The sequence below is a fragment of the Planomicrobium sp. CPCC 101079 genome, from assembly GCF_007859275.1.
GTDB lineage: Bacteria > Bacillota > Bacilli > Bacillales_A > Planococcaceae > Planococcus.
The window spans coordinates 132,707-157,667 of the sequence record NZ_VOHC01000011.1 but is presented as its reverse complement, the minus strand read 5'-3'; the positions used below and the strand labels follow the sequence as shown (position 1 = coordinate 157,667).

29 protein-coding genes and 1 other annotated feature are annotated in these 24,961 nt (G+C 48.2%); of the genes, 1 reads left to right on the top strand and 28 read right to left on the bottom strand.

All coding sequences use genetic code 11. The features are described 5' to 3' along the window. Positions 1-60: 60 nt before the first annotated feature. The 10 genes from FQV28_RS05240 to ruvA form a co-directional block, all read right to left on the bottom strand. Positions 61-573 (bottom strand): adenine phosphoribosyltransferase, encoded by a 513-nt coding sequence (locus FQV28_RS05240; protein ID WP_106533798.1) that lies wholly within the window; start codon positions 571-573, stop codon positions 61-63. Beyond that, entirely contained in the window at positions 564-2,906 is a 2,343-nt protein-coding gene (recJ, locus tag FQV28_RS05235) for a single-stranded-DNA-specific exonuclease RecJ (RefSeq protein WP_146494517.1), read from the bottom strand. Before recJ ends, FQV28_RS05240 begins: the two co-directional genes overlap by 10 nt. Positions 2,907-2,988: 82 nt before the next feature. Then, the gene (locus FQV28_RS05230) at positions 2,989-3,333 is read right to left on the bottom strand and encodes a LapA family protein (protein WP_146494516.1); all 345 of its coding nucleotides are present in this window, start codon (positions 3,331-3,333) and stop codon (positions 2,989-2,991) included. A gap of 132 nt (positions 3,334-3,465) precedes the next feature. After that, positions 3,466-5,739, bottom strand: a complete 2,274-nt coding sequence (gene secDF, locus FQV28_RS05225) for a protein translocase subunit SecDF (RefSeq protein ID WP_146494515.1) — start codon at positions 5,737-5,739, stop codon at positions 3,466-3,468. A 77-nt stretch (positions 5,740-5,816) separates the two neighbouring features. Further along, positions 5,817-6,125, bottom strand: coding sequence for a post-transcriptional regulator (locus FQV28_RS05220; RefSeq protein ID WP_146494514.1), 309 nt, complete (start codon positions 6,123-6,125; stop codon positions 5,817-5,819). Between the two features lie 117 nt (positions 6,126-6,242). Then, positions 6,243-6,518: a preprotein translocase subunit YajC gene (yajC, locus tag FQV28_RS05215; RefSeq protein WP_106533803.1), complete on the bottom strand. Its 276-nt coding sequence runs from the start codon at positions 6,516-6,518 to the stop codon at positions 6,243-6,245. Between the two features lie 42 nt (positions 6,519-6,560). Then, the gene (gene tgt, locus FQV28_RS05210) at positions 6,561-7,700 is read right to left on the bottom strand and encodes a tRNA guanosine(34) transglycosylase Tgt (RefSeq protein ID WP_146494957.1); all 1,140 of its coding nucleotides are present in this window, start codon (positions 7,698-7,700) and stop codon (positions 6,561-6,563) included. Continuing rightward, positions 7,681-8,751 (bottom strand): tRNA preQ1(34) S-adenosylmethionine ribosyltransferase-isomerase QueA, encoded by a 1,071-nt coding sequence (queA, locus tag FQV28_RS05205; protein WP_146494513.1) that lies wholly within the window; start codon positions 8,749-8,751, stop codon positions 7,681-7,683. Before queA ends, tgt begins: the two co-directional genes overlap by 20 nt. Positions 8,752-8,996: 245 nt before the next feature. Continuing rightward, entirely contained in the window at positions 8,997-9,995 is a 999-nt protein-coding gene (gene ruvB, locus FQV28_RS05200) for a Holliday junction branch migration DNA helicase RuvB (RefSeq protein ID WP_146494512.1), read from the bottom strand. Positions 9,996-10,014: 19 nt separating this feature from the next. After that, the gene (gene ruvA, locus FQV28_RS05195; RefSeq protein WP_146494511.1) at positions 10,015-10,611 is read right to left on the bottom strand and encodes a Holliday junction branch migration protein RuvA; all 597 of its coding nucleotides are present in this window, start codon (positions 10,609-10,611) and stop codon (positions 10,015-10,017) included. A gap of 125 nt (positions 10,612-10,736) precedes the next feature. Between ruvA and FQV28_RS05190 the strand changes: the two genes are divergently transcribed. Next, positions 10,737-11,270, top strand: coding sequence for a transcription repressor NadR (locus FQV28_RS05190; protein ID WP_146494510.1), 534 nt, complete (start codon positions 10,737-10,739; stop codon positions 11,268-11,270). 44 nt (positions 11,271-11,314) lie between these two features. On the opposite strand, the gene pheA is transcribed toward FQV28_RS05190, so the two are convergent. The 18 genes from pheA to pilM form a co-directional block, all read right to left on the bottom strand. Then, on the bottom strand, positions 11,315-12,178 hold the full coding sequence (pheA, locus tag FQV28_RS05185; RefSeq protein ID WP_146494509.1) for a prephenate dehydratase: 864 nt from the start codon (positions 12,176-12,178) through the stop codon (positions 11,315-11,317). A 17-nt stretch (positions 12,179-12,195) separates the two neighbouring features. Then, a complete protein-coding gene (locus FQV28_RS05180) occupies positions 12,196-12,648 on the bottom strand; it encodes an ACT domain-containing protein (protein WP_146494508.1) in 453 nt (150 codons plus the stop codon). A gap of 52 nt (positions 12,649-12,700) precedes the next feature. Beyond that, positions 12,701-13,990, bottom strand: a complete 1,290-nt coding sequence (gene obgE / locus FQV28_RS05175) for a GTPase ObgE (protein ID WP_146494507.1) — start codon at positions 13,988-13,990, stop codon at positions 12,701-12,703. Between the two features lies 1 nt (position 13,991). Continuing rightward, positions 13,992-14,507, bottom strand: a complete 516-nt coding sequence (locus tag FQV28_RS05170) for a Spo0B domain-containing protein (protein WP_146494506.1) — start codon at positions 14,505-14,507, stop codon at positions 13,992-13,994. A gap of 107 nt (positions 14,508-14,614) precedes the next feature. Beyond that, positions 14,615-14,905: a 50S ribosomal protein L27 gene (gene rpmA, locus FQV28_RS05165; RefSeq protein ID WP_146494505.1), complete on the bottom strand. Its 291-nt coding sequence runs from the start codon at positions 14,903-14,905 to the stop codon at positions 14,615-14,617. A gap of 13 nt (positions 14,906-14,918) precedes the next feature. Next, complete coding sequence (locus FQV28_RS05160) at positions 14,919-15,248, bottom strand: ribosomal-processing cysteine protease Prp (protein WP_146494504.1); 330 nt, start codon at positions 15,246-15,248, stop codon at positions 14,919-14,921. Between the two features lie 3 nt (positions 15,249-15,251). After that, on the bottom strand, positions 15,252-15,560 hold the full coding sequence (rplU, locus tag FQV28_RS05155; protein ID WP_106533814.1) for a 50S ribosomal protein L21: 309 nt from the start codon (positions 15,558-15,560) through the stop codon (positions 15,252-15,254). Between the two features lie 14 nt (positions 15,561-15,574). Then, positions 15,575-15,658 (bottom strand) — a sequence feature (ribosomal protein L21 leader region). Between the two features lie 275 nt (positions 15,659-15,933). Then, positions 15,934-16,734, bottom strand: a complete 801-nt coding sequence (gene minD, locus FQV28_RS05150) for a septum site-determining protein MinD (protein ID WP_146494503.1) — start codon at positions 16,732-16,734, stop codon at positions 15,934-15,936. 1 nt (position 16,735) lies between these two features. Further along, positions 16,736-17,401, bottom strand: a complete 666-nt coding sequence (gene minC, locus FQV28_RS05145) for a septum site-determining protein MinC (RefSeq protein ID WP_146494502.1) — start codon at positions 17,399-17,401, stop codon at positions 16,736-16,738. Between the two features lie 22 nt (positions 17,402-17,423). Continuing rightward, positions 17,424-17,954 carry a rod shape-determining protein MreD gene (gene mreD, locus FQV28_RS05140; protein ID WP_146494501.1) on the bottom strand — a complete coding sequence of 177 codons (531 nt, stop codon included), beginning with the start codon at positions 17,952-17,954 and terminating at the stop codon, positions 17,424-17,426. Further along, positions 17,951-18,853: a rod shape-determining protein MreC gene (gene mreC / locus FQV28_RS05135; protein ID WP_146494500.1), complete on the bottom strand. Its 903-nt coding sequence runs from the start codon at positions 18,851-18,853 to the stop codon at positions 17,951-17,953. Before mreC ends, mreD begins: the two co-directional genes overlap by 4 nt. Positions 18,854-18,867: 14 nt before the next feature. After that, positions 18,868-19,896 carry a rod shape-determining protein gene (locus tag FQV28_RS05130; RefSeq protein WP_146494499.1) on the bottom strand — a complete coding sequence of 343 codons (1,029 nt, stop codon included), beginning with the start codon at positions 19,894-19,896 and terminating at the stop codon, positions 18,868-18,870. A 90-nt stretch (positions 19,897-19,986) separates the two neighbouring features. Further along, positions 19,987-20,679, bottom strand: coding sequence for a RadC family protein (radC, locus tag FQV28_RS05125; protein ID WP_146494498.1), 693 nt, complete (start codon positions 20,677-20,679; stop codon positions 19,987-19,989). After that, the gene (locus tag FQV28_RS05120; protein ID WP_255472837.1) at positions 20,673-21,308 is read right to left on the bottom strand and encodes a Maf family protein; all 636 of its coding nucleotides are present in this window, start codon (positions 21,306-21,308) and stop codon (positions 20,673-20,675) included. The genes radC and FQV28_RS05120 overlap by 7 nt, the downstream gene beginning before the upstream one ends. Positions 21,309-21,572: 264 nt before the next feature. Beyond that, positions 21,573-22,328 (bottom strand): prepilin peptidase, encoded by a 756-nt coding sequence (locus FQV28_RS05115; RefSeq protein WP_146494497.1) that lies wholly within the window; start codon positions 22,326-22,328, stop codon positions 21,573-21,575. Positions 22,329-22,390: 62 nt separating this feature from the next. Then, complete coding sequence (locus FQV28_RS05110) at positions 22,391-23,296, bottom strand: LysM peptidoglycan-binding domain-containing protein (protein ID WP_186763786.1); 906 nt, start codon at positions 23,294-23,296, stop codon at positions 22,391-22,393. Next, on the bottom strand, positions 23,293-24,003 hold the full coding sequence (locus FQV28_RS05105) for a PilN domain-containing protein (RefSeq protein ID WP_146494496.1): 711 nt from the start codon (positions 24,001-24,003) through the stop codon (positions 23,293-23,295). The genes FQV28_RS05110 and FQV28_RS05105 overlap by 4 nt, the downstream gene beginning before the upstream one ends. 2 nt (positions 24,004-24,005) lie before the next feature. Next, on the bottom strand, positions 24,006-24,935 hold the full coding sequence (gene pilM / locus FQV28_RS05100; protein WP_146494495.1) for a type IV pilus biogenesis protein PilM: 930 nt from the start codon (positions 24,933-24,935) through the stop codon (positions 24,006-24,008). Positions 24,936-24,961 lie beyond the last annotated feature (26 nt).

Here is a 24,961-nt window from a genome sequence, read left to right as displayed (position 1 = left end):
TATTACATACCCTGCATTGTATAAAAAAACCCCTTCGCCCCGAAAGACGAAGAAGAGATTTTAGTATTTCAATAATGTATTTACATCATAGCCGTCCAAGTTTTTGCGGCCATCCAAGTATGTTAATTCGATCAAGAAGGCACAGCCAACAACCACGCCGCCAAGCTGCTCAACCAAGTTGATCGTCGCGCCGATAGTTCCGCCAGTAGCCAATAAATCATCTGTAATAAGCACGCGCTGGCCGGGTTTGATGGCATCTTTGTGCATCGTCAAGACGTCTTTGCCGTACTCAAGGCCGTATTCGGCACGGATTACTTCGCGCGGCAATTTGCCTTCTTTGCGTACAGGGGCAAATCCGATTTCAAGCGCATAAGCAACCGGGCAGCCGATGATAAATCCGCGTGCTTCCGGTCCTACGATGATTTCTGCGTTTACCGTTTTTGCATACTCTACGATTTGGTCCGTAGCGTATTTATAGGCAGTGCCGTTGTCCATCAAGGATGTGATGTCTTTGAAACGGATGCCTGGTTTTGGCCAATCTTCAACTATTGTTACATACTGCTTTAAATCCATATCTTTTCCTCCTTGGCCGATAGTTTCGTATCGAACCACTCTTTTAAATCTTTATAGGACGCATACAAGAGCTTTTGCTCGAGCGCAATTTGCTGTTCACGCTTTTTATAAATCGGCGCTTCTGACAAATCCCGTTTGCTTGGCGCTTTTGCAATCTCGGTAAGTCCATTGTTAAGTGTAACAAAACCGAGTTCAAAAAACACCTGAAGCATGAAAAATATCGCTTCCCGCGGCCAGCCTTTGTGTTTTGCCAGCTCGTCGCCATGCTTTTTAAAGTCAAACGAGCCGCGCTTTTTGATGAACGAAAACAGCCAAGCGAATTGATCCCGCGTCGGTATTTGCTCGAAATATTGAGAGTCTTTCGCATAGAAATGGGCATAGACCCGCTTCGGCCTTAATTCGGTCAAAACTCGGGCCAGCTGCTCTTCGCTGTCCGGCAGATCCAATAGTACAAGATGGTGCTTAGGAGAATCAATCGCGCCGAGCGTTTCACTTGAGTATATCGGTTCGTTGATCAATGATTTGAAAATCGACGCTGTTTCCGGTTTGAACGCCAAAAATACTTGGTCCCTTTCCGGAATAAGCTTTGACCAGCGCGAAACCTGGCGGATGCCCCGAATATCAAACAGCTGCCATTGGTCCGTACGTACATCCTCAATCAAAAGCTGCGGCTTTTTCCGGCCGTTCCATTCATTGATCTGCAAATCGCCGATCACATCGATTTGGACATCGGGCGTCAATTCGTCCCCGACCGAGCCAATGCCAAAACCGACCGCATCAAGCGTCGCGGCATTTTGGACCAGCTCCATTTTCAAGTGGTTTTGGGCGGCGCCAATTTTCCGGATCGATGAAACTTTTACAGCGTCCAAGAAGAATTTCGGCTTGGAAAAGCCCATGCCAAAAGGAGCCAGATAACGCATCGATTCGATGGTTTCGATGTCGATTTCGTCCAGGCGGACCGGAATGTCAATTTCCACAACAGGAAGCAGATCTTCTTCTGAAAGACTTGTTTCAGCCTGTTGGTTCAACCGCTCCCGCAACTCATCGACTTTATCGAGTTCAAGCGTCATGCCGGCAGCCATTGGATGCCCGCCGAAATGCGGCAAAATATCACGGTTCGCCGCCAGTTCGTTATACAAATGGAAGCCTTCGATGCTGCGCGCCGACCCTTTTGCTTTTCCGGTTTCCGGATTCAAACATAAGACAATCGATGGCCGGTAATATTTTTCCGTCAGCTTGGAAGCCACAATTCCGACAACGCCGGGATTCCAGCCTTCTTGCGCAACGACAATGACCCGCGGCGGGCCGTCAGGATAATTCTGGTCAACTTGCGCGGTCGCTTCGTCTGAGATTTGCTTGACAATCGCTTGCCGTTCTTTGTTCAACAGATCCAAGCTGCTCGCCAAATCACGCGCCTCGGCCGGATCTTCTGTCATGAAAAGCTGGACTGCCGGATCAGCATCTTGCAGCCGGCCGATGGCATTGATCCGCGGCCCGAACATAAAGCCGATCGTCTCTTCAGTAATGTCGCGTTGTTTGACGCCTGATACTTCACATAGCGCGTCGATGGCTGCCCGCGGAGAAGTCCGAAGTGCAGCCAAGCCCTCTTTTACCAGGAACCGGTTTTCATCGTGCAGCGGCACCAAGTCGGCAATCGTGCCGATTGCCACCATTTCAAGCAAATGGTCCGGCAGATCTTCATACAACGCTTGCGCCATTTTGAATGCCACGCCAACGCCGGCCAACTCCCCGAACGGGTAATTGCCTTCGGGATGGCGCGGATGGATGATCGCCAGCGCATTCGGCATCGTATCGCCGATATCGTGGTGGTCGCTGATAATAATATCGAGCCCGAGGCTATTGGCGTAATCCACTTCGTCGATTCCCGAGATGCCGTTGTCGACGGTCACGATAAGTTTAGCGCCTTCTTCACTCGCTTGCTTGAAGAGTTCTTTATTCGGCCCATAGCCATGCTTGAAACGGTTTGGAATCATAAATGAGACATCTGCCCCTAAATCCTGCAAAACCGTCAGCATAACCGTTGTGCTCGATACGCCATCAGCGTCATAATCGCCATAGACGACAATTTTTTCGTTATCCTCGATTGCTTTGCGGATTCGCTCCACTGCAATGTCCATATCTTTCATCAAATACGGATTATGTACTCCGCTTTCGTCCATGTTCATGAAGCTGCGTGCTTCTTCGGCAGTGGTGATGCCGCGTGTCACTAATATTTTAGCCAATACGGATGAGATGGATAATTCTTGCTGAATGGCTTGTACCAACCCGTTGTCCGGTGTTGTCAGCCGCCATCGTTTTTTGGATTCTATCATGGCTCTTCACTTCCTTACCCGTTCATTATACAGAAAAAATGCGCAGACAAAAACCTTTCGGCATAGTCCGAAAGGTTTTAATTTATATGCGTTCAGTTTCACTCGTAACAACCATCGCTTCAGGAACGACATCAGCCTTTTGGTATTCGGCGATTTCGTTTTGCTGCGTGGCGATCAACGATTCTTTAACCGCGATTTCTTTCTGAAGCGCTTTGACTTTGCGCTGCAGCGAATAAGTCCGCACGAGCGCAAACACGCCGCTCAGCAAGAACCCTAAAAGCGCAGAAGCGAGAATAACAAGAATCAGCGGCCACTGGGCAGTCCCAAACATGTAGTTGACCGGCACCGGGTCCACGTTTACAACAGCAAACAAGGCAATAATAACTGCAAATACAAGTCCGATTAAAATAAGCCATTGAATTTTCATGGAGATTCCTCCTTTCAAAAATAAAAAAATGGAACAAGGTCATTATTCTATACCCTGTTCCATTTCTTTTATAAACTTATCCCATTTTGGCAGCCAGCGGGAGGGCTAAGCCTCCCACTAAAAAGTTTCACCTTATACGACCGGCTCGTCAGAACCCCATTTGGATTGTTGTTCTTTTTTCTCGATGTCGATCGGGCCTTTTTTCTTTAATTCGCGTTTCTTCAGTACGAGCCATAGCTGGGCCGCGATGAAAATCGACGAGTACGTGCCAGCAATCAAGCCGATCAATAATGCGAGCGCGAAGTTGGTGATGGAAGTAGCGCCGAATATCAAAAGCGCAACTACAACCAATACTACCGTCATGACCGTATTCACTGAACGTCCAAGCGTTTGGCGAAGCGACTTGTTCACAACCAGTGAAAGCTGCTCTTCCGACTCGACTTTCTTCATGCGTTTCAGGTTTTCACGGATCCGGTCAAACGTGACAATCGTATCGTTGATGGAATAACCGACGATCGTCAGAACAGCCGCAATAAACGTGATGTCGACTTCAAGCCGCAGCAAGCTGAAAGCCGCTATGATAAAGAAGGCATCATGCAGCAAAGCGACGATTGATGCGACACCCATCCGCCATTCAAAGCGCAATGCAACATAAATGATAATGCCGATTGCAGCATAAGCCAAAGCCAGCATGGCATTTTTCGCAAGCTCTCTCCCTACAGTATCGGATACTGTGGAAATGTTTGCGCCGCTAAATTCTTCAGAAGCTAAGGTTTTTAGTTCATTCACTTGTTCTTGGCTGAATTCTTCGGTATAGCGGGCAACCCCAATATCAGATGCATCGCCTGAAATCACGACATTTTCTGAAGGGAATCCGTGATCCTCCAAGAACGTTTCGACTTGCTCCTGCGTCAATGCCGAATCGGATGTGATCTCAACACGTGTACCGCTCGAGAAGTCGATTCCAAGATTTAATTGGAAAATCCCAAGAACGACCATACCTGCTACAATCAATGCAATTGAAGCTGCAAAGAATTTATTGCGGTTTTTCGCAAAGTCAAAACGGTCAAAGCGAGTGGTCAAATCCAGCATCTCCAGATTTTCTTCCGGTTTGTGGACCAGCGATTTCCGCAAGCCGAACAAACCATATTTGCCGTCAAGCACGCCGCTGTTGACCAATAGGCCAAGCAAAACCCGCGAACCCCAAACAGCGGTGATAAAGCTGGCCAAAATCGAAATGATCAATAAAGTCGCAAACCCTTTTACGGAGCTTGTACCAAAAATGAATAAAACGATGGCCGCAATCATAGTAGTTACGTTGGCATCCAGAATCGCTGAGAACGAAGAAGCCGCCCCGGCACGGAAAGACTCTTTCGTTGATTTTCCGACCCGCAATTCTTCCCGGATGCGTTCGTATGTGATGATATTGGCATCAACCGCCATACCAACTCCCAGAACGATCGCCGCGATTCCCGGCAGCGTCAAGACGCCGCCGATCCATTCAAATACGAGAAGGATCAAATACACATATACTGATAAAGTGACAGCAGCTATCAAGCCTGGCAAACGGTAGTAGACAAGCATAAACAGCAATACAAGCCCGATACCGACCGCAGCCGCGAATACTGTTTCGTTCAGTGCTTGTTCACCAAACTGCGCACCGACTGATGTCGAGTAAATCTCCTCTAAACTAACAGGCAAAGCACCAGCGTTCAAGATACCCGCCAAGTTCTGGGTTTCTTCCTGTGTGAAAGAACCGGAAATTTCCACTGATGGCGAATTGATGCGCTGGGATACCCGTGGATCTGAAACGAATTTCGGATCCGGCTTCAAGCGCTCTTCCTGATAGGAATCGACACCTTCTTCAAAATCCAGCCAGATGACGAGCACATTGTCCGGCTCTGCCATCGCAGCGATTTGTCCGGTAACTTCCGCAAACTTGCCGGGATCATTCAATTCAAGCGTGACAATCGGCTGGCCGTCCTGGCCGAAAGTGGCCTGTGCCCCGCCTTGCTTCAAATCGTTTCCAGCTAGCATGATGTTGTCATTGGCATCGCGGAACGTTAAGTTCGCTTCTGTCGACAACAATTCCCGGGCAGATTCCTGATCTTCTACTCCGGCAAGCTGGACGCGTATGCGGTTGTCGCCTTCGATCTGGATGACCGGTTCGCTGACTCCAAGCACGTTGATGCGGTTCATCAAGGCGTCCGTTGTATCCGCCAATACGTCCTGCGTAATTTCCTGTCCTTCTTCAAGCGCTTCTACTTCGTAAAGCACTTCAAAGCCGCCTTGAAGGTCCAATCCCAATTTAATGTCTTTTGCAATTGGCATTCCTGTGGTGCCAATCAGTCCAAATAGCAATACGACCAGGATAAAAAAGGCGATGATGCGACCTCTTGCTTTCATATGTAATCTTTCCCCCTCAGTCTGTAAAACACAGCACTATCATTATGAGACAGCTGCCGCCTAGTGTCAAATTCTTCTTATTTTTTTGAAGCCGGACGCAAAAGCTGTTCGAGGTCTTCTTGTTTCATATCTGAAAACCAATTATCGCCCTTAAAGCCCTCTATTTGGTGGTATGCGACAAATTCAGAAGCGGTCATTTCCATAATATCGTTGATCATTTCATGAAGGCGCATTTCGCCGATGTCTTTTTTTCGCCATTTTTTCTTCAGGCAATATTGCCATAAATCTTCGGCTGTGAAAGTATCATATCCGAAATAATGGAATTCCTCGATTTTGCTTTCCAAAGCAGGCAAAACGGTATCGTATTGATCTGTATACTTCAACATGCTGTTTCTCCTCTCGGCACTTCTTATTCTATTGTAGACGAAAGCGGGAAAATGGTGAATACTGACCCTATAATTTTCCAAAAAAAATCGCCTTCTATTAAAGAAGGCGAACTTTTCTTAAAGGCCTGTTTTTGCAGAATCCACAACGCGGGCAATTGCTTGGCGTTCGAATTGCAAACGTGTGCCATCAGCGACTTTGATGTAAACAGTCGTGTCGTCAACTGCATCGACCTGGCCGTGAAGGCCGCCGATCGTGACGATCTGATCTCCACGTTTGATTCCAGTCTGCATTTGCGCTGTTTGTTTCTGGCGTTTTTGGGCAGGACGGATGATGAAAAACCACATTAACACGAACATTAATAGTAAAGGCGATAACGCTACTATTGTATCCATTTGTTCATTTTCCCCCTTTCGCTATCTCTATTTCTTTCAAACTTAGAAGTTTTTCGCGTTTGGCAGATTAAATCCGTACGCTTCGAAAAATTCTTCGCGGAAATCTCCCAGGCGGTCTTCGCGGATCGCTTGACGGACCTGTTCCATTAAGTTTAACAGAAATTGCAGGTTATGATAACTAGTAAGTCGAATTCCAAACGTTTCATCTGCGCGAATCAAGTGGTGAACGTAAGCACGCGTATAGTTTGTGCATGTGTAGCAATCGCATTTTTCATCGATTGGCCCGAAATCGCGTTTGAACGCGGCATTTTTAATGTTCAAGCGGCCTGTGCTCGTCATCAACGTGCCGTTGCGCGCAATGCGTGTAGGCAAGACGCAGTCGAACATGTCAACGCCACGTATGGCTCCATCGATCAGCGAGTCCGGAGACCCGACGCCCATCAAATAACGCGGCTTGTCGAAAGGCATCAACGGCGTCGTGAATTCCAACGCGCGATTCATGACGTCTTTGGGTTCGCCGACAGACAAGCCGCCGATTGCGTATCCCGGAAAATCAAGCGATACCAAATCCCGCGCGCTTTGCTTGCGCAGGTCTTCGTATTCGCCTCCTTGGATAATGCCGAACAGAGCTTGGTCATTTGGCCGGGCATGTGCTTCTAGACAGCGTTCTGCCCAGCGGGACGTGCGTTCGACTGATGATTTCATGTACTCATGGGATGCCGGGTAAGGCGGGCATTCATCAAACGCCATCATGATGTCCGAACCCAAATCATTTTGGATCTGCATCGCTTTTTCAGGGCTCAAGAACAGTTTGTCGCCATTCATGTGGTTGCGGAAATGGACGCCTTCTTCTTTGATATTGCGGAATTCGCTTAGTGAAAACACTTGGAAACCGCCGGAATCCGTCAAAATCGGCCGGTCCCAGTTCATGAATTTGTGCAAGCCGCCAGCTTCTTTAATGACATCATTGCCGGGCCGCAGCCATAAATGATAAGTGTTGCTTAAAATGATTCCGGCGTTCATTGCTTTCAATTCTTCCGGCGACATTGTTTTTACGGTCGCTTGCGTGCCGACCGGCATAAAAGCAGGTGTTTCAAAAGAGCCGTGCGGAGTGTGGACGATGCCAAGCCGCGCGCCTGTTTGTTTACAGGTTTTAATGTGTTCATACGTTACTGCTGGTATCATGGAAAGTCTCCTTTTTCTCTGGTTCAATAAACATCGCGTCTCCAAAACTGAAAAAGCGGTATTGTTCGCCGATCGCTTCGTTGTAAGCATTTAAAATATTGTCCCGGTTCGATAAAGCGCTGACCAGCATGACCAATGTCGATTTTGGCAAATGGAAATTGGTGATCAAGCCGTCCACAGCTTTGAATTCAAAGCCCGGGAAGATGAAAATATCGGTCCAGCCGCTGTCTTCTTGCAGCTTTCCGCCAAACTTGTTCGCCACGGATTCGAGTGTCCGGGTCGATGTTGTCCCGACCGAAATAATTCGTCCGCCGCGCTGTTTCGCCGAATTTATGACATCTGCGGTTTCCTGGGTGATCCGGTAGAATTCCGCATGCATGGCATGGTCTTCAATCGAATCAACGCTCACCGGGCGGAATGTGCCAAGCCCGACATGCAAAGTGATAAACGCGATCTCAACGCCTTTTGCGCGGATTTCATCAAGCAATTCTTCTGTGAAATGCAGGCCGGCTGTCGGAGCGGCTGCACTTCCCCGCTCTTTGGCAAAGACCGTTTGGTAGCGGTCCTGGTCGTCCAACTTTTCGCGGATATAAGGCGGAAGCGGCATTTCGCCAAGTGCATCCAAAATTTCGTAGAAAATGCCGTCGTAGATCATTTTAAAGTGGCGGCCGCCGTGGTCCAGAATGGCGGTGCATTCCGCGCGCAGCAAGCCTTCACCAAATGACACGACCGTTCCCACTTTGACTTTCTTCGCAGGTTTGACAAGCGTTTCCCACACATCGTCTTCAATCTGTTTCAATAGAAGCAATTCGATATTCGCTCCTGTATCTTCTTTTACGCCCATCAACCGGGCCGGCAAAACGCGCGTGTCGTTTAATACAAGTACATCCCCGGCATGCAGATGGTCGAGAATGTCACGGAAATAACGGTGCGCAACCACTCCCGTTTCCTTGTCCATCACAAGCAGGCGGCTCGATGTCCGGTCAAGAAGCGGCGTTTGTGCAATCAGCTGTTCCGGCAACTCAAAATCAAAATCGTTTACGTTCATTCTAACTCTTCCTTTGTTTTAGGCTTTATTAAATCATATAAATTAAAAATGCTATTGAATATTCCGCAAAGCGGCTGCGCTTTCCGGCGGGCAAGGTATTGGCCGCTAGTTCGGCCAATACCTTTGCGACGAAGCAGCGCAGCGATGCAGGAGCATTGCCTTCGCTGTCCCGCTGGAGTCTCCGCCGCTTTGCTCCATACTTCATAACAATAAAATATTATTATTTTAGATTGATTTGTATTGTGTTATTCAGGCACTTCCATGTTGAAGTGCTCATAGGCGGTTGCTGTTACGACTCGGCCTCTTGGGGTGCGCTGGATAAAGCCGATTTGCAGCAGATAAGGCTCGTAGACGTCTTCTATCGTCGTCGATTCTTCCCCGATGCTTGCCGCAATCGTATCGAGGCCTACCGGACCGCCCCGGAACCGCTGAATCATGCCGGTCAATAATTTATGGTCAACATGGTCAAGGCCGAGCGGATCCACTTGAAGCATCTCCAGTGCTTGATCGGCCATATCAACTGTTATAGCACCCGTGCCGCGAACTTGTGCATAATCACGGACACGCTTCAATAGACGGTTGGCGATACGCGGGGTCCCACGGGAGCGCCGCGCGATTTCCACGGCGGCATTCGGGTCGATCTCCGCTTCGAACAATTGAGAGCTGCGGACAACAATATCAGTCAATGCTTCCGTGTCGTAATACTCGAGTCGTGCCATGACGCCGAAGCGGTCGCGCAACGGAGCTGATAAAGCACCAGCACGCGTGGTCGCGCCGATCAACGTAAACGGCGGCAAATCAAGGCGGACAGAGCGTGCTGTCGGACCTTTGCCGACAACGATATCCAAACAGAAATCTTCCATCGCCGGATACAGCACTTCCTCGATCGAGCGGTTCAACCGATGGATTTCGTCGATAAACAAAACATCTCCCGGTTCAAGCGACGAGACAATCGCTGCCAGATCGCCGGGACGTTCTATTGCCGGCCCGCTCGTCATTTTCACATTAACGCCCATTTCATTGGCGATTACTGCCGCAAGCGTAGTTTTACCAAGTCCAGGAGGCCCGTATAGCAATACGTGGTCAAGGCTTTCCTGGCGCATTTTAGCCGCTTCGATGAAAATTTCCAAATTGTGTTTTACTTTATGCTGCCCAATATACTGGGAAAGAAATTGCGGGCGCAGCGATTGTTCAAAGCGTTCATCAAACTCGGATATTTCGCCTCCTATGACCCGTTCTTCCATGCCGTTCGCCTCCTTTTCATCAGTTTAATTTCAATAAAAGCTGCAATGCTTTTTTCATATAGCCTTCTGTATCCAAATCCAAATCCTTTAGTTGCGGTTTTACTTTGGCGATTTCACGCTCTGAATAGCCGAGTGCGCCTAATGCCAGCATCGCTTCCTCAAGTTCCGTATCGTCACTTGCGAATAAACCATGCGGTTCTGCTGACTCCAGCGGTTCCCCGAAAAATTCAGCAAGCTTGCCTTTCAAATCCAAAATCATTTGGCGTGCCGTTTTTTTGCCGACGCCCGGGAATTTTACCAAAAACGATTCATCTTCGCGTTCGATCGCCTCGATCACGTGCTGCGGCTGGCCGCTTGCTAAAATCGCCAGCGCCCCTTTTGGCCCGATGCCGGATACCGATATAAGCTTGCGGAAAAGTTCGCGCTGTTCAAGCGTCGGAAAACCGAACAACAGATGCGCATCTTCCCGCACATGATGGTGCAAGAACACTTGCAGTTCTTCGGATCCGAACGAATACGGATTCGGCGCAAAAATCTGCCAGCCGATTCCTTGCTGTTCTACTACCAAATATTCGGGTGTCACGCGTGTAACGGTCCCTTTTATGTAATCGTACATAGTAGTCTCCCCTTTAATTCAACCTATTGATTATAGCATATTTGTTCGCATTAGACGAAATAAACCCGTTAGTAAAAGCCTCATGTTAAAATAACATTAAACACTTCTATAAGCGAGGGTTCTACATGAAAAAATTATACGGCGACGACCGCCGACAGATTTTATTGCAGAAAATTAAAACATCTTCAGCTCCTTTAACAGGCAGTGAGCTCGCCGCGTTCGCCAACGTATCAAGGCAAGTTATCGTCAGCGACATGACCTTGCTGAAAGCAAAAGGCGAACCGATCATCGCGACGAGCCAAGGCTACTTGTACTTGAACGGCCGTTCGACCGAAGAAATCAGCCAGAGCATCGCGTGCCTGCACACAAAAGAAGACACCGAACTTGAATTGAAAGTGCTGGTGAATGCTGGCGTGACCGTCAAAGATGTTATTGTCGAGCATCCTGTCTATGGTGAACTGACGGCCGGAATCCACGTGTCCAATGAACAAGAGGTGGAACGTTTTATGCAGCGCGTCCGCGACACCGGCGCCAGCTACCTGCTTGAGCTGACCGGCGGCTATCATCTTCACACGATCACTGCACCGAACGCGGAAGCACTCGAACGCGCGCTCGACTCGATGCGGGAGCACGGTTTTCTATTGGAAGAGACGGAATAAGCACATAAAAGAAGCCCCTCAGCACTAGGCATGAGGGGCTTCTTTTACTTATACGTATAATACGAGCCGAGCGATTTCACGCTGCAGCCGATTGCTGCCAGTTCTTCGAACGCACCTTTCATCAGTGCCGCGTTTTCGTCCTCCAACACGTCGACGATGAAAAAGTAGTTGCCTAGCCCGGTTTTTAACGGACGCGACTCGATCTTGCTCAAGTTCAGCTTGCGCCATGAGAAGACCGAAAGCACTTGATGAAGCACACCCGATCGGTCGTCTTCCGGCAAGGAAATCATCAGCGTCGTTTTGATCTGCTCATCATGCCCGCGCACATCCAGTTTGTGATTTTCCCTGGACAATACGAAAAAGCGCGTATGGTTGAAGTGGAAATCATGGATTTCCCGGTGCAAAATATCGAGCCCATATTTTTCCGCCGAGAATTCATTGCCGATGGCCGCAATCGGACGTTCGGGCAATTCGCTGACCATTTTGGCTGCAGCCGATGTCGAGCTGAATTGCTCGAGCGGCGTGGTCTTATATGTATAGAACAAAAACTTATGGCACTGCGCCAATGCATGCGGGTGCGAATAGATCGCTTCAAAAGATTCCGCGTACCGGTTTTCAGGATGCACCAATAAATGCTGTTCGATCGGCGACAGCACTTCTGCCGTCACAAAAAGCTGCACTTCATGGAACAAATAATCAATGGTCAGCGGCACTGAACCTTCCAATGCATTTTCCAGCGGCACGACCGCGTAATCAACACGGCCTTCTGCCACTGCTTCTATGCATTCAGGAATTGTAGTATAAGGAAGCAAGGAGCTGTCCGGAAAAACTTTTAAAGCAGCCATATGCGTAAAAGACGCTTCTGGTCCTAAGAAAGAAATCTGGTGTTGCCTTGTATTTTCTGCCATACAATCCCGCCTTTTTATTAATAGGAGCCGCTTGAAACAACGTCCGCCGATTCGACAAAATCGAGCTTTTTCAGTTGCTGCAAAAACGTCTCCAAGTCTATTTCCATCGCCGTCACGTCCAAAGAAAGCGTCACATTTGCACGCCCTTGAATCGGAATTGTCTGATGGATTGTCAAAATATTGCAATGCGCCTCTGCAACTGACTGAAGGAGAGTCGCAAGCGTCCCCGCCCGGTCTTCCAATTGAAGAAAAACGGTCAAAATCCGTTCTTTGACAATGGAATGGAACGGGAACACCGCATCCCGATATTTATAGAAAGCGCTGCGTGAAAGACCAGTCTGCGCTACCGCATCCAAAATCGACATGCGGTCACGCTGCAGCAATTTTTTCACTTCAAGCGTCTTTTGCATCGCTTCCGTCAAAACATCTTCGCGCACCAAATAAAACCGTTGTTCCGAGATATCCTTCATTCACGCAACCTCCAGATCAAGTAAAACTTTACCGACCGGGCTGAAAGCCTGATCAGTCCATAAATTCAAATTCGAATTCAAGCAAGCGAACCGTATCGCCGTTTTCAGCGCCACGCTCCCGCAATGCATCATCTATCCCCATGCCGCGCATTTGGCGGGCAAACCGGCGGATTGAATCTTCCCGCGAGAAGTCGGTCATCTTGAACAGGCGCTCAATCGCATAACCGCTCAAGACGAACGAACCGTCCGAATCGCGGGTAATTGTAAAGCCGTCGCTTTCCGCTTCGTGCTTGTAAAGAACTGCATTTTCCGATTCTTCATCCACTTCGTCGATCAACGGGAATTCCGGTGTGACTTCCAGCAAATCGGCAATCGCAAACAATAAGTTGTTCAGACCTTTGCGAGAAAGTGCTGATATCGGGAAAATGCGGGCATCTTCCGGCAATTTCTTGCGGAATTCCTCCAGATTTTCTTCTGCATCCGGCATATCCATTTTGTTCGCTACGATCAATTGTGGACGCTCTGTCAAACGCATATTGTATTGCTGCAACTCTTCATTGATGGTCAAATAATCTTCATAAGGGTCGCGGCCTTCCATACCCGACATATCGATCACATGGACAATTACGCGTGTCCGTTCGATATGGCGCAAGAATTGGTGGCCTAATCCGACGCCTTCATGCGCGCCTTCGATCAACCCTGGAAGGTCTGCCATGACAAAACTGCGCTGATCTTCTGTTTCTACCATCCCTAAATTTGGAACAATTGTCGTAAAGTGGTATTCGGCAATTTTCGGCTTCGCAGCTGATACTACCGATAGGAGCGTCGATTTGCCGACACTCGGGAATCCTACAAGACCGGCATCCGCTAATACTTTCAGTTCCAGAATAACATTGCGTTCAAATCCTGGTTCGCCTTTTTCCGATAATTCCGGTGCTGGATTGGCTGGTGTCGCAAAACGCGAGTTACCGCGTCCGCCGCGCCCGCCGCGCGCAATAACTGCTGTTTGGCCATGTTCAACCAAATCGGCAATTGTTTCGCCGGTATCGGCATCTTTCACAACCGTGCCAGGCGGAACTTTGATCAATGTATCTTGTGCTTTTGCACCGTGCTGGTTTTTGCTCATGCCGTGCGTACCGCGGTCCGCTTTAAAAATTCGCTTATAGCGGAAATCCATCAATGTCCGCAGACCTTCTTCTACGATAAAGACGATATCTCCGCCTTTACCGCCGTCGCCGCCGGCTGGTCCGCCGTTCGGCACATATTTTTCGCGGCGGAATGCGACCATTCCATCGCCGCCGTCTCCACCTTTAACATAAACTTTTACGTGATCGACAAACATATTATCCCTCCATCTGTGCGCTGACAGTGAAAACCGTCCTGCCTTCTGCACACTCTTTTCGTACCTGTAATTCCGGAACCTGCGGAACTTCGACATCCGCCCAATTTCCTGCCGCATCCACAGTCAGCGTGAATGCAGACGCTGTTGAGGCAAGTTCAATCCGGCAATCATATTCTTCCCATGGATCCATGCGCTCATTAATCGCCTGTACAATTGCTTCCAATGTTTCCGCAAATTCCACATCCAATGAATGGGGCGCTTTTTCCGCCATACACTCTATCCGGAACCCGAATTCGGGAAAACGCCATTTGGAAACGAGCAGCCATTCTTCCGTTTTTGGCAGTTTGAGCGCCGCCAACCGGCTCGCATGCACAGCCGCTTCAGCATGCGAACGAATTATTTTCTGCGCTTGTTCAATCCGGCCCAAGTCCAAATTCATTTTGATCAATTGCAATTCGTTCAAAAAATCATGGCGCGCATGCCGAAGCGATTGTGCCATTGTCAGCGTATCTTTCATACGTCACGTCCTCTATCAGCTTCTCTTTTCAGTATACCAATTCCACTCCGAAAATTCCTGATAGAAAAAATAAAAAGGGCTGCCAAAAGCAGCCCCTTCATCGTTTATTAAGCTTCTTGTGCTACTGGGTATACGCTAACTTTTTTCTTGTCGCGTCCGTAACGTTCGAAACGTACGATTCCGTCAACTTTAGCAAAAAGTGTATCGTCTCCACCGCGTCCAACGTTTTCACCTGGGTAAATTTTAGTACCGCGTTGACGGTATAAAATTGAACCACCAGTAACTTCTTGGCCGTCTGCACGTTTTGCGCCAAGGCGTTTAGATTCTGAGTCACGTCCGTTTCTCGTTGAACCTACACCTTTTTTGGATGCAAAAAACTGAAGATCTAATCTTAACATTCTGTTCCACCTCCTAAGCTGTGAAGGTTATTTTTATATATTTCCCATAATCTTGCTCAATCGTTTTCAATGAAACAATCATCGCGCGTACAAGCAATTGAACTTGTTCGTCTGTTTTTTCATCCACACCTTCCGGAAAAGCAACTTTCAAAAAGCCGCTGTCCGCCTGCTCGATTACAGGTTCGATCTTCGTCAACTCCATAATGGCGTTCACCGCTCCAAATGAGACAGCGGACGCACCAGCACATACGAGATCTTGGCCATGTTCGGCATAGTCGGCGTGGCCCGACATTTCAAAAGATGAAATGCGGTTTGACGATTCCTTTACGGTGACTTGTATCATTTCTTACAGGTTGATTGCATCAACAGTCAATTTTGTGTATGGCTGACGATGACCTTGTTTTTTGCGGTAGTTCTTTTTCGCTTTGTATTTGAAAACAGTAATCTTTTTCGCTTTGCCGTTTTTAGCAACAGTAGCCGTAACAGTAGCTCCTTCAACAAAAGGAACACCAACGCGTGATTCGTCTCCACCTACAAATAGAACTTTGTCAAAAGTTACTGCGTCGCCCGCTTCTACATTCAATTTCTCGATGAAGATTTCTTGGCCCGCTTCAACTTTGATTTGTTTACCACCAGTTTCAATAATTGCGTACATATCCTTGCACCTCCTCTTAGACTAAGACTCGCCTATCCAGGTGATCCGCAAATTCTTGCGAACGCTTCAAGACCCGGTTCGAGCGGTTGTAGCACAGGTGCGCTACAAACATAACATTAAAATAATACCATGTGGAGGCGGCGGCGTCAACTGTTTCTTGATAATCAAGGTGCAGCGCCATAAGCAATGATTCACTGACCTATCAAAGAGAGGGCCATTCCGCTATTATGACTGGCACAAAAGCCCATAGACAGCCAGGTTCTTTCATTCATGGAATACCCGTAGCTGCTCTCATAAAAACCAAAAGTGCATTTGGCCAGTATAATTTATAAATATAAAACCCCTGCGTTTCTGCAGGGGTTGCTGTACTGTATTATTTTGAAAAAATCGCTTTGATTTTCGAGAACACGCCTTGGTTTTGCTTGTCCATCGTCATAAGCGGAACAGATTCGCCGAGCAATCGCCGGGCGATGTTGCGGTATCCGAGCGCAGCACGGTTTGTCGGGTCCATGACAATCGGCTCTCCACGGTTCGAGCTTGAAATGACGCTTTCGTCATCGGCGATGATTCCTAGAAGATCGATCGATAAATGCGTCGTGATTTCGTTGACGTCAAGCGCTTCGCCCGCTTTCATCAAATGCGGACGGATGCGGTTGATGATCAATTTCGGCGGATCGATGTTCTCTTCCAATTCCAGAAGCCCGATGATGCGGTCGGCATCACGGACTGCTGAAATTTCCGGAGTCGTGACGACGATTGCGCGGTCAGCCCCCGCTACAGCGTTTTTGTAGCCTTGTTCAATGCCGGCCGGGCAATCGATGATGACAAAATCATACTGCTCTTTCAAGCCCATCACCAATTCCCTCATCTGGTCCGGATTGACAGCATTTTTGTCGGTTGTCTGTGCAGCCGGCAATAAATACAGCATATCTTCAAAACGCTTGTCTTTGACAAGCGCCTGATGAACCTTGCAGCGGCCTTCTAGGACGTCTACCAGATCGTAGATGATCCGGTTTTCGAGCCCTAGAATTACATCTAAATTCCGCAAACCTATATCCGTATCGATCAAGCATACTTTTTTCCCTTGAAGAGCCAATGCAGTACCGAGATTAGCGGTCGTCGTCGTTTTACCGACGCCTCCCTTTCCTGATGTCACAACTATTGCTTCTCCCACATTAGCTTCCTCCTTTAAACGTTGAAATTTCCGGCCGTATATACCGTAATTCCTGCAAGCGGTCAATGATGATATGGCCGTTATTATGTAAATAAGCGCATTCCATTTCCGGCTGCTCCGACAAAACCGTCAGTTCATCGGTCATTATTTCCAGGGCGTCGTGAATCATTAAATGAGTGGCTTCCAACCAGGAAGCCGCAATCACCGCTTCGCGGTTGCCATTGGCTCCAGCATGAGCCTGGCCTTTCAATCGGCCAAGCACGTAAATATTGCCTCCCGCAACGACCTTGCCATTCGGGTTGACATCTCCGACGACCACAAGGTCACCTTCGGCTTTTACAATCTGGCCGGAACGTACAATACCAACATACGTTTCGGATTGGCGCTCTTGGATGCGGCGATTGCTTTCTTCAACAGTGATCACGTCGCTCATCATTTTTGAAACCCGCAAATGGGTATTGGTTTGAATTGTGGCGACGATTTCTTTTTGCTGAGCTTCTGTGCAAAAACGGAACCCGAGATTCACTTGCACTTCAGCACTGCCATCTAGCGCAGGGTCCGACACCTTTGCCGCAAGCTCCGCCAGCAGATCGGCGTAAGCACACTGGTCATCAAGCTGCAGCACGAGCCCTTGTTTCGTCCCTTTAATATAAACAAGATTCTTCAAAAATGGTACACCTGCGCTTTCATTAAGATAACCTTGGGTTTTTTTCCCGCTCAATCAAGCGGGCATCGATAACTAACTTAAACACCCAACCGAGCATTAGCAAAAATAGCGAATTCGCGATCATGGTCGGCAACAGCCGGGTATTTAAAAAAACATCCAACGGCATGGAGACGAGTGAGATGAATCTAAAAAATTGATACAGGATAAATTCGAACAATGCCGTCAGCACTAGGGTTAGAACTGTAGTCACCACTAAATGGCGGTGTATCGATTTTACGATATATCCGGCAGCCAAACAGATGGCGGGATATAAAAAAGAATATAACCCAATAATATCAATGAAAAACACATCGTACAAGAGCCCGAAAAATAATCCGTAGTAAATGGCGTGCTTTAAATCATAATAAACGGCTATAAAAATCAAAAACATGATAAGAAAACGGGGCACAATATAATAAAAACCCCCATCAAGTTGGAGCGGCGAAAACAGGCCGAAAATCGGTTCCATGAAAAACAAGGCGAGACCAATCAACGGAATCCAGAATCGAATCATGAGCCATCCTCCTCTGTTTCCGCTGCATCCTCAGTTTCGCCATTGTCTTCCCCATTAACTTCAGGAGCCACCCGGTCTGCAATAATCACATGGTTCAAGAGTGAAAATTCTGCAGCAGGTTTGATATAGGCAAGGTTCGTCAAACCAAATTCGTCGATTGTCACTTCTGTGATTTCTCCGATCAAAATCCCTTTCGGAAAAATCCCTCCCAATCCGCTTGAGACGACTTGTTGGCCTTTTTCCAATTCGATTTCCGCATCCACCCGTTTTAATAGCAGCTCGCGGCGCTCCGCGTCATAGCCTTCGATCAATCCGAATACTTCCTTTTCACCGCCAAGGACCATGGCAGAAACCCGATAATTGGGGTTCTGGGTTGAAATCAGCTCCACCGTCGAAAAGAATGGTGTCGTCAAGACAACTTTGCCGATCAATCCGGAAGCTGTCATGACCGCCATATTTTCTTTGACTCCGGTAGATGAGCCTTTGTTAATGATGACTTTTTCTTCCCACTGATCCGGATTCCGCGCGATGACAGTCGCTTGGATCGGGTTATAATCGCGGAGGTCTTCTTCTTTACCGACAATTTCCTTCAGCTCGGCGTTCTCTGTCCGCAAATCCTTCACTTCCGCTTGGACACTTGCAAATTCTTCAAGACGCGCTTTCAAATGCTGATTTTCCTCGTACGTATTCAGGAGGGAATCAACATTATCAAATATTCCAGTTACAAAATGGGCAGGACCTGAAAAGATCGATTGCCCGACTCCCACTGCATCTTTTATGACTTGCTCCGGAGGCGACACATTGCCGCGGTCCCGGAGTGAATACGAAATCAATGCAACGAGAAGGATGACGCCCAACAGCAGCAAAATGAGCCGCTTGTTTGAAAAAAGCTGTGGCATTACGGCAATCCTCCCTATTTAGTAGATTGCAGGCGACGAATTTGATCAATGTTGTCTAGCGCTTTGCCCGTACCGATTGCCACACAGTCTAAAGGTTCATCTGCGATAATGACAGGCATCATCGTTTCAGTCGAGATTACTTTGTCCAAGTTTTTCAATAAAGCGCCGCCGCCCGTTAAGACGATCCCGCGTTCCATGATGTCAGCCGATAATTCCGGCGGAGTCGTTTCAAGCGTCTTTTTAACGCCTTCTACTATGGCAGCGACTGCTTCTTTTAATGCTTCAGCAATTTCTTCAGATGAAATTTCAATCGTTTTTGGCAATCCAGTCAACAAATCACGGCCGCGGATGTCCATTTTCAAGTTTTTCTCGGCATCCGTTACGACGCTTGCAGAACCGATTTCAATTTTGATCGCTTCCGCTGTGCGTTCGCCGATTGTCAAATTATACACTTTTCGGATGTATTGCGTAATCGCAACATCCATTGCATCGCCTGCTACTCGGATGGATTCGCTGGTAACGATTCCTCCCAGTGAAATAACGGCAACTTCCGTTGTTCCGCCACCAATATCGACGACCATGCTGCCCATAGGTTCCCAGACAGGCAAATTCGCGCCGATTGCTGCAGCAAACGGTTCTTCAATTGTAAAAGCTTCGCGGGCACCCGCTTGGCGGGAAGCGTCGATGATGGCACGCTGTTCAACAGACGTAATGCCATATGGTACACATACCATAACGCTCGGCTTTTTCCAAGTGCCTCCCGATGCTTTCATTGCTTCTTTTAAATAATATTGGATCATGGCAGTTGTAGTATCGTAATCTGCAATCACGCCATCTTTCATCGGGCGGATAGCGACGATCGACCCCGGTGTCCGGCCGATCATGTTTCGCGCGTCGTTTCCGACCGCTACGATCTCGCCAGTATTCGTATTTTTAGCGACAACAGACGGTTCACGGAGAACAATCCCTTTATTTTTGACAAAAACAAGTGTATTCGCAGTACCTAAGTCAATTCCAACATCTTTTGATCCAATTCCAAACACGTAAATACTTCCCTTCTTTATATGCCTATTAAGCCATAGAGTTTACACAATACTTCTCATTATAGACGATAAGAAGAGAAATAGACAGTACTACATATATCCCTTTTCTTTCAAAGATGTGAACTGATGGTCACCTATGATGACATGGTCCAAAAGTTCAATGCCTATGATGCTGCCAGCTTCCATCAACCGCTTGGTGACGTCGATGTCTTCCGGAGATGGGGCTGGGTTCCCAGAGGGGTGGTTGTGCGCGCAGACGATTGAGGCAGCGGACCGTCGGACGGCTTCGCGGAATATTTCTCGCGGATGGACGATGGAGGCATTCAGGCTTCCGACGAATATTGTCTGCCGGTGCATCACTTGGTTTTTAATGTTTAGAAACAGCACGACAAAATGTTCTTGCTTCAAGGAAGTCATGTCCGCCATCAAGTAAGAGGCAGCGTCTTTGGGGGACCGGATCGTATATTTCACATCTGTCTGTTTCGAGGAAAGGCGGCGGCCAAGCTCTACTGCAGCAAGAAGCTGCACTGCTTTCGCTTGGCCGATGCCTTTGATGGAAGTCATTTCTTCGATAGTGGCGTCTTTCATTTGCTGGATTTGCTCAAAAGTAGTCAGCACCCGGTTGGCTAAATGCAGCACCGACTCTTGTTTGGTGCCGGTGCGCAGTAATATCGCAATCAGTTCCTGGTTCGACAAACTATTGGCGCCTTGGTTGACCAGCCGCTCGCGCGGACGGTCGGCAACATGGACATCCCGGATCATCAGTGACTGTTCCGTCAGCATCCGATCCGGCTCTTTTCCAGGGAAATATAACCGGCTTGCGCCAATTTCTGTGCAAGGCTTGCGAGCGGCAGCCCGACGACCGTGTTGTAATCTCCGTTGATTTTTTTGACGAAGAGGCCCGACATCGTCTGGATGCCGTATGCACCCGCCTTATCGTATGGGTCGTCCGTGTTGGTGTAGGCGTCGATCCAGTCATCCGGCAAATCGTAGAATGTCACTTGCGTTAATTCATGGAACGACAATTCATTGTCGCCATGCAAAACCGTAATTGCTGTGATGACGTCATGGGTGTTGCCGGACAATTTCCGCAGAAACTCCTCCGCTTGTTCTTTGTTTTTCGGCTTCAGTAATACTTCTCCGTCTAACGTGACGATCGTATCGGAACCAATGACTACGGCCTCCTTGTGTTTCTTTGACACCTCACGGGCTTTCTGCGCAGCGCATGCTAAAACATAGCCCATGGCAGTCTGGAAGTCCGCCGGGTCCGGCTCATCCTTGATGCTGGGCACGACAGCGAAATCGAATCCCAGCGAGCCGAGCAGCTCTTGCCGGCGCGGCGACTGCGATGCGAGAATAATTGGTTGGTTGGCGGTAAATTTCATAACTGATTCCTCCTTTTCTAGCATCATACCCAATAATCGCCGGGCTGAAAATTGTACGGGAAAACGGAAAAATAAATTTTGGCAGCTATGCGCCTTTCAAAAATGAGATTTGGGTGGGCGGATTTGCGGGAAATGATCAGCTAATAGATTTAAAAAAATATTTTGAAGTTGATGAATCGCTCTGGGCGGACATTTTCCTCGGGAGTCGCGCCCTCTGCTCTTCATCTAAAAAGTGTCAATATTTTTTCTCCTCCATCTTTGATGCGAAATAAAAAAGATGAAGCCTAGGCTTCATCCCATAAAACTCATATACCAATCCAAAATGTTAATGCCATAAAAATAAACGATCAACGCCCCAACTGCGATTGACGGGCCAAACGGGACAGGTGTCTTGCGGCCTTTATTGGTGACGCGCAGTTGGATAATGCCGGCAACTGCCCCGATTACGGAAGCAAAAAACAGCGTCATCAGTGTGCCCACCGTTCCGACCACTAGGCCAATGGCGAGAAACAATTTGATGTCCCCGCCCCCCATACCGCCTTTTGAAACGACCGCTATCAAAAACAACAACGAAAATCCGATTACAGCGCCAAGCAGGCTGTCCCACCAGGAATCAAGCTGGATGACGAAGCGAAGCACCAGCAAGAGCGCTGCAAAGGGCAAGAGCACCCGATCCGGTATGAGCATATACGCGATATCCGACACGGTGATGATAACGAGCAGCGAGACGAAAAGAAGCGCGATGACCAGTTCCGGTGTAAAGCCGAAATGCAGAAACGACAGCGTAAACAACGCGCCGGTGATGAACTCCATCAGCGGATACACCCAATGGATTTCCGAGCCGCACGTTCGGCACTTCCCACGTAAAAAAAGGAACGACAGGACCGGAACGAGATCGATCGCCGTCAATTGGCGATTGCATTTTGTGCAGTGCGACGGGGGGTAAGCAATTGATTCTTTTTTCGGCACGCGCAAGCCGACCACATTGAAAAACGAGCCGAATACCAGCCCGAAGATAAAAAAGAAAAAAGCGTACGTAATCGTCATAATGACCCTCATTTACTTATAGAATTTTTATTAAAAAAAGAGAAATCGGAGTGATTTCTCTTTTAAGGGCGTTGCGGGATCGTTAAGGCCATGCCGACTTTGACAACTGAGCCGGACAAGTTGTTTGCTTCTTGAATAAGCGCTGCACCTGCGTTATCCCCATAATATTTCCGGGAAATCTGCAAAAGCGTCTCACCCGCAACGACTGTATGGACTGTAGCGGTCTGAGCGACAACAGCATCAGTATTTTCTTCTCCATTCTCAGAAGAAGCTTCAATAGCACTATCACTGGAAACAACCAAATCAGTGCCGTCATTTTGAGGCAATGGATTAGATTTTTTCGCAGGAGCAGGAGAATCGACTTTAGGCAAAGTATCTTCCAATTTGATCAAGTCGGGACGGAAAAAGGCTGAGAATGAGACAGAAACCGTTAATGGTTCACCTTCTTGCTCTTGTGTTGTAATTTCCTCGTTTGAAGCGAAATCGATTGAATCGATCACCATGATGCGTTCCATCGCTTCTATTTCTTTTATGAATGCCGTGATGCTTTTATAATCGCGGGCATTAAATTCAACTGTCGTGATGATTTCTTGCACATTTTCCAACCCTTCAACCGGCTGCAGAAGCGTTAATGGCGCTTCCGTAAAATTGACTGCTGTGACAAGCGTTCCTGAGATTAATTCCGCTTGCTCTATTTGGAGCAAGATCAAATCGGCCATCGGTTCGACGGCGACTTTTTGCTGCAAAGCACTCGTACTTATTTTCTCTGCTACTGGTGCGGCTTTTTGCTGCGCTTGCAGTGCCATCAACACTTCTTTCTCAGAAGAAAGCAATTGCTCGGCTTGCAGGCGGGCGTCTCTTGCCGGTGCATAAAGAGAAAAATAAGAATAAGCGGCGCTCCCCGCCAGCAAAACGGTAGCCACAATCACGAGAGCCAGTTCTTTTTGGCGTTTTGTCCAATTGCTCATTGCGCATTCTCCTCCGTTTCTGCCGGAGCAGCTTCTGCAGGTTCATCTGATGCCGGCGCTTCTTCTGCAGCCGGTGTCTCCGCCACTGTTCCATCGGCAGCTTCCACTGCTTCTTCAGACGGCGTGCGCTCATCAACATAGACCAAACTGTAAGTGGCCAAATAACGCGGATTTTCAATGATTTTTTCTTCTGTATCTTCCAAAACGTCTGCCTCTTCAGCGGCTTCAAGTTCTTCGTTGATCACGGAGTCGAGTTTTGCTGAAGTTATCAGTTCTGAAGTTTTTAACTGAGCCAAATAATAAGCCGCTTCGCGCGCCGTATCAAATTGGACTGAAAGGATTGCTTCATTCGGCTTTGTGAATGAAAACGAATCGAAAAACCCGCGTTCCGGCAAACGTGAAACCAAATCTGCAAGCAGCGGAATCGTATCAAACTGATAGCTTTCCGCCCAGTCGACCGTGGCTTTTAATTGCTGTTCTTCGTTCATGCCGACTGCCGCTTCAAGCTGGGCACGAAGTGCTGCCCCTTCTGCAGAGACTTGGGCATACTCGGCGTCCAGCGCGGCTTGCTCAGCCGCTTGGGACTGCGCCATAAAGAAAAAAATCAGCCATATTAAAATGGCAGCCAAGACAATTCCGAGTGCCGCAAAGAGCATAACGGGGCGGTCCCTTTCTTTTTGCGGCAATAAATTAATATCTACGAGCATAGTTACACCTCTTTCAGGGCCAAGCCGATGGCACGGTTAAAATGTTCAGGAACGCCAGCATGGGAATCCGAAGGGATAGGCTCGATGACAATCGGCGAAACCGGCACCGACAATCGGCTTTCCAACCGCTTTTGCAGCAATGGCCAATTTTCCACATGTCCATTGCAGATAATGCTGGAAATGCCCGTTTCTCCCGCGTTCATGCTATAGCGGTAGAAATTACCCAGCTTTTCAATTTCACTTTCGATTTCTTCTATTAGAACTTCCGGCCCTGCCAGCTCCTCGTCAGCGACATTCAGCGCCACTGAACGCATAAAGAGCGGATAATGCTCGTGGAAAATGGAGACCGTAATTTTTTCCGATTGAATATCGACCATCATAACGTGTTCATCTGCTGCAAAATCATGCTGCAAATACGCCAGGCGATACAAAGCGAGCGGCGTGATGTCCGCCACCACAGCTTTCAGCTTCGCCTGCGTGAACATTTCTTCGTAGGAATGGATGACAGATTCTTTGGAAGCGATGATCAGCGCTTCTTCACTGTTGTTATACGGAACCACGTCGAACACCGGATCTTCGAACGGCAAATAAAGCGTAGAGCCGATCTCGATGAAGAAATGGCCTTTCAGTTCATCAGGCTTGACGCCTTGAGGATATGGCACTTTGCGGATAATAGCGAATTCGTCAGGGGCGAGGAATCGGACTGACTTCTTAGAGAGACCCCACTGATTGACAGCCTCATCGAGTATCGAACTAAGCATTTCTGCGTCGGCGATTTCCCCATCCACAATGGTGCCAAGCGGAAGAGCCAGCTCTTCCGCCCGGCTGATGTGAAGCGGTGCTGCGGATTTCAGTTCCACATACCGGATGGCGTCTTCTTCTATAGTAATGGTCACAACGCGTGCTTTTTTCGATAAAAACGATAAGGCCATGTTTTCAGCTCCTAGAATAAATGAAT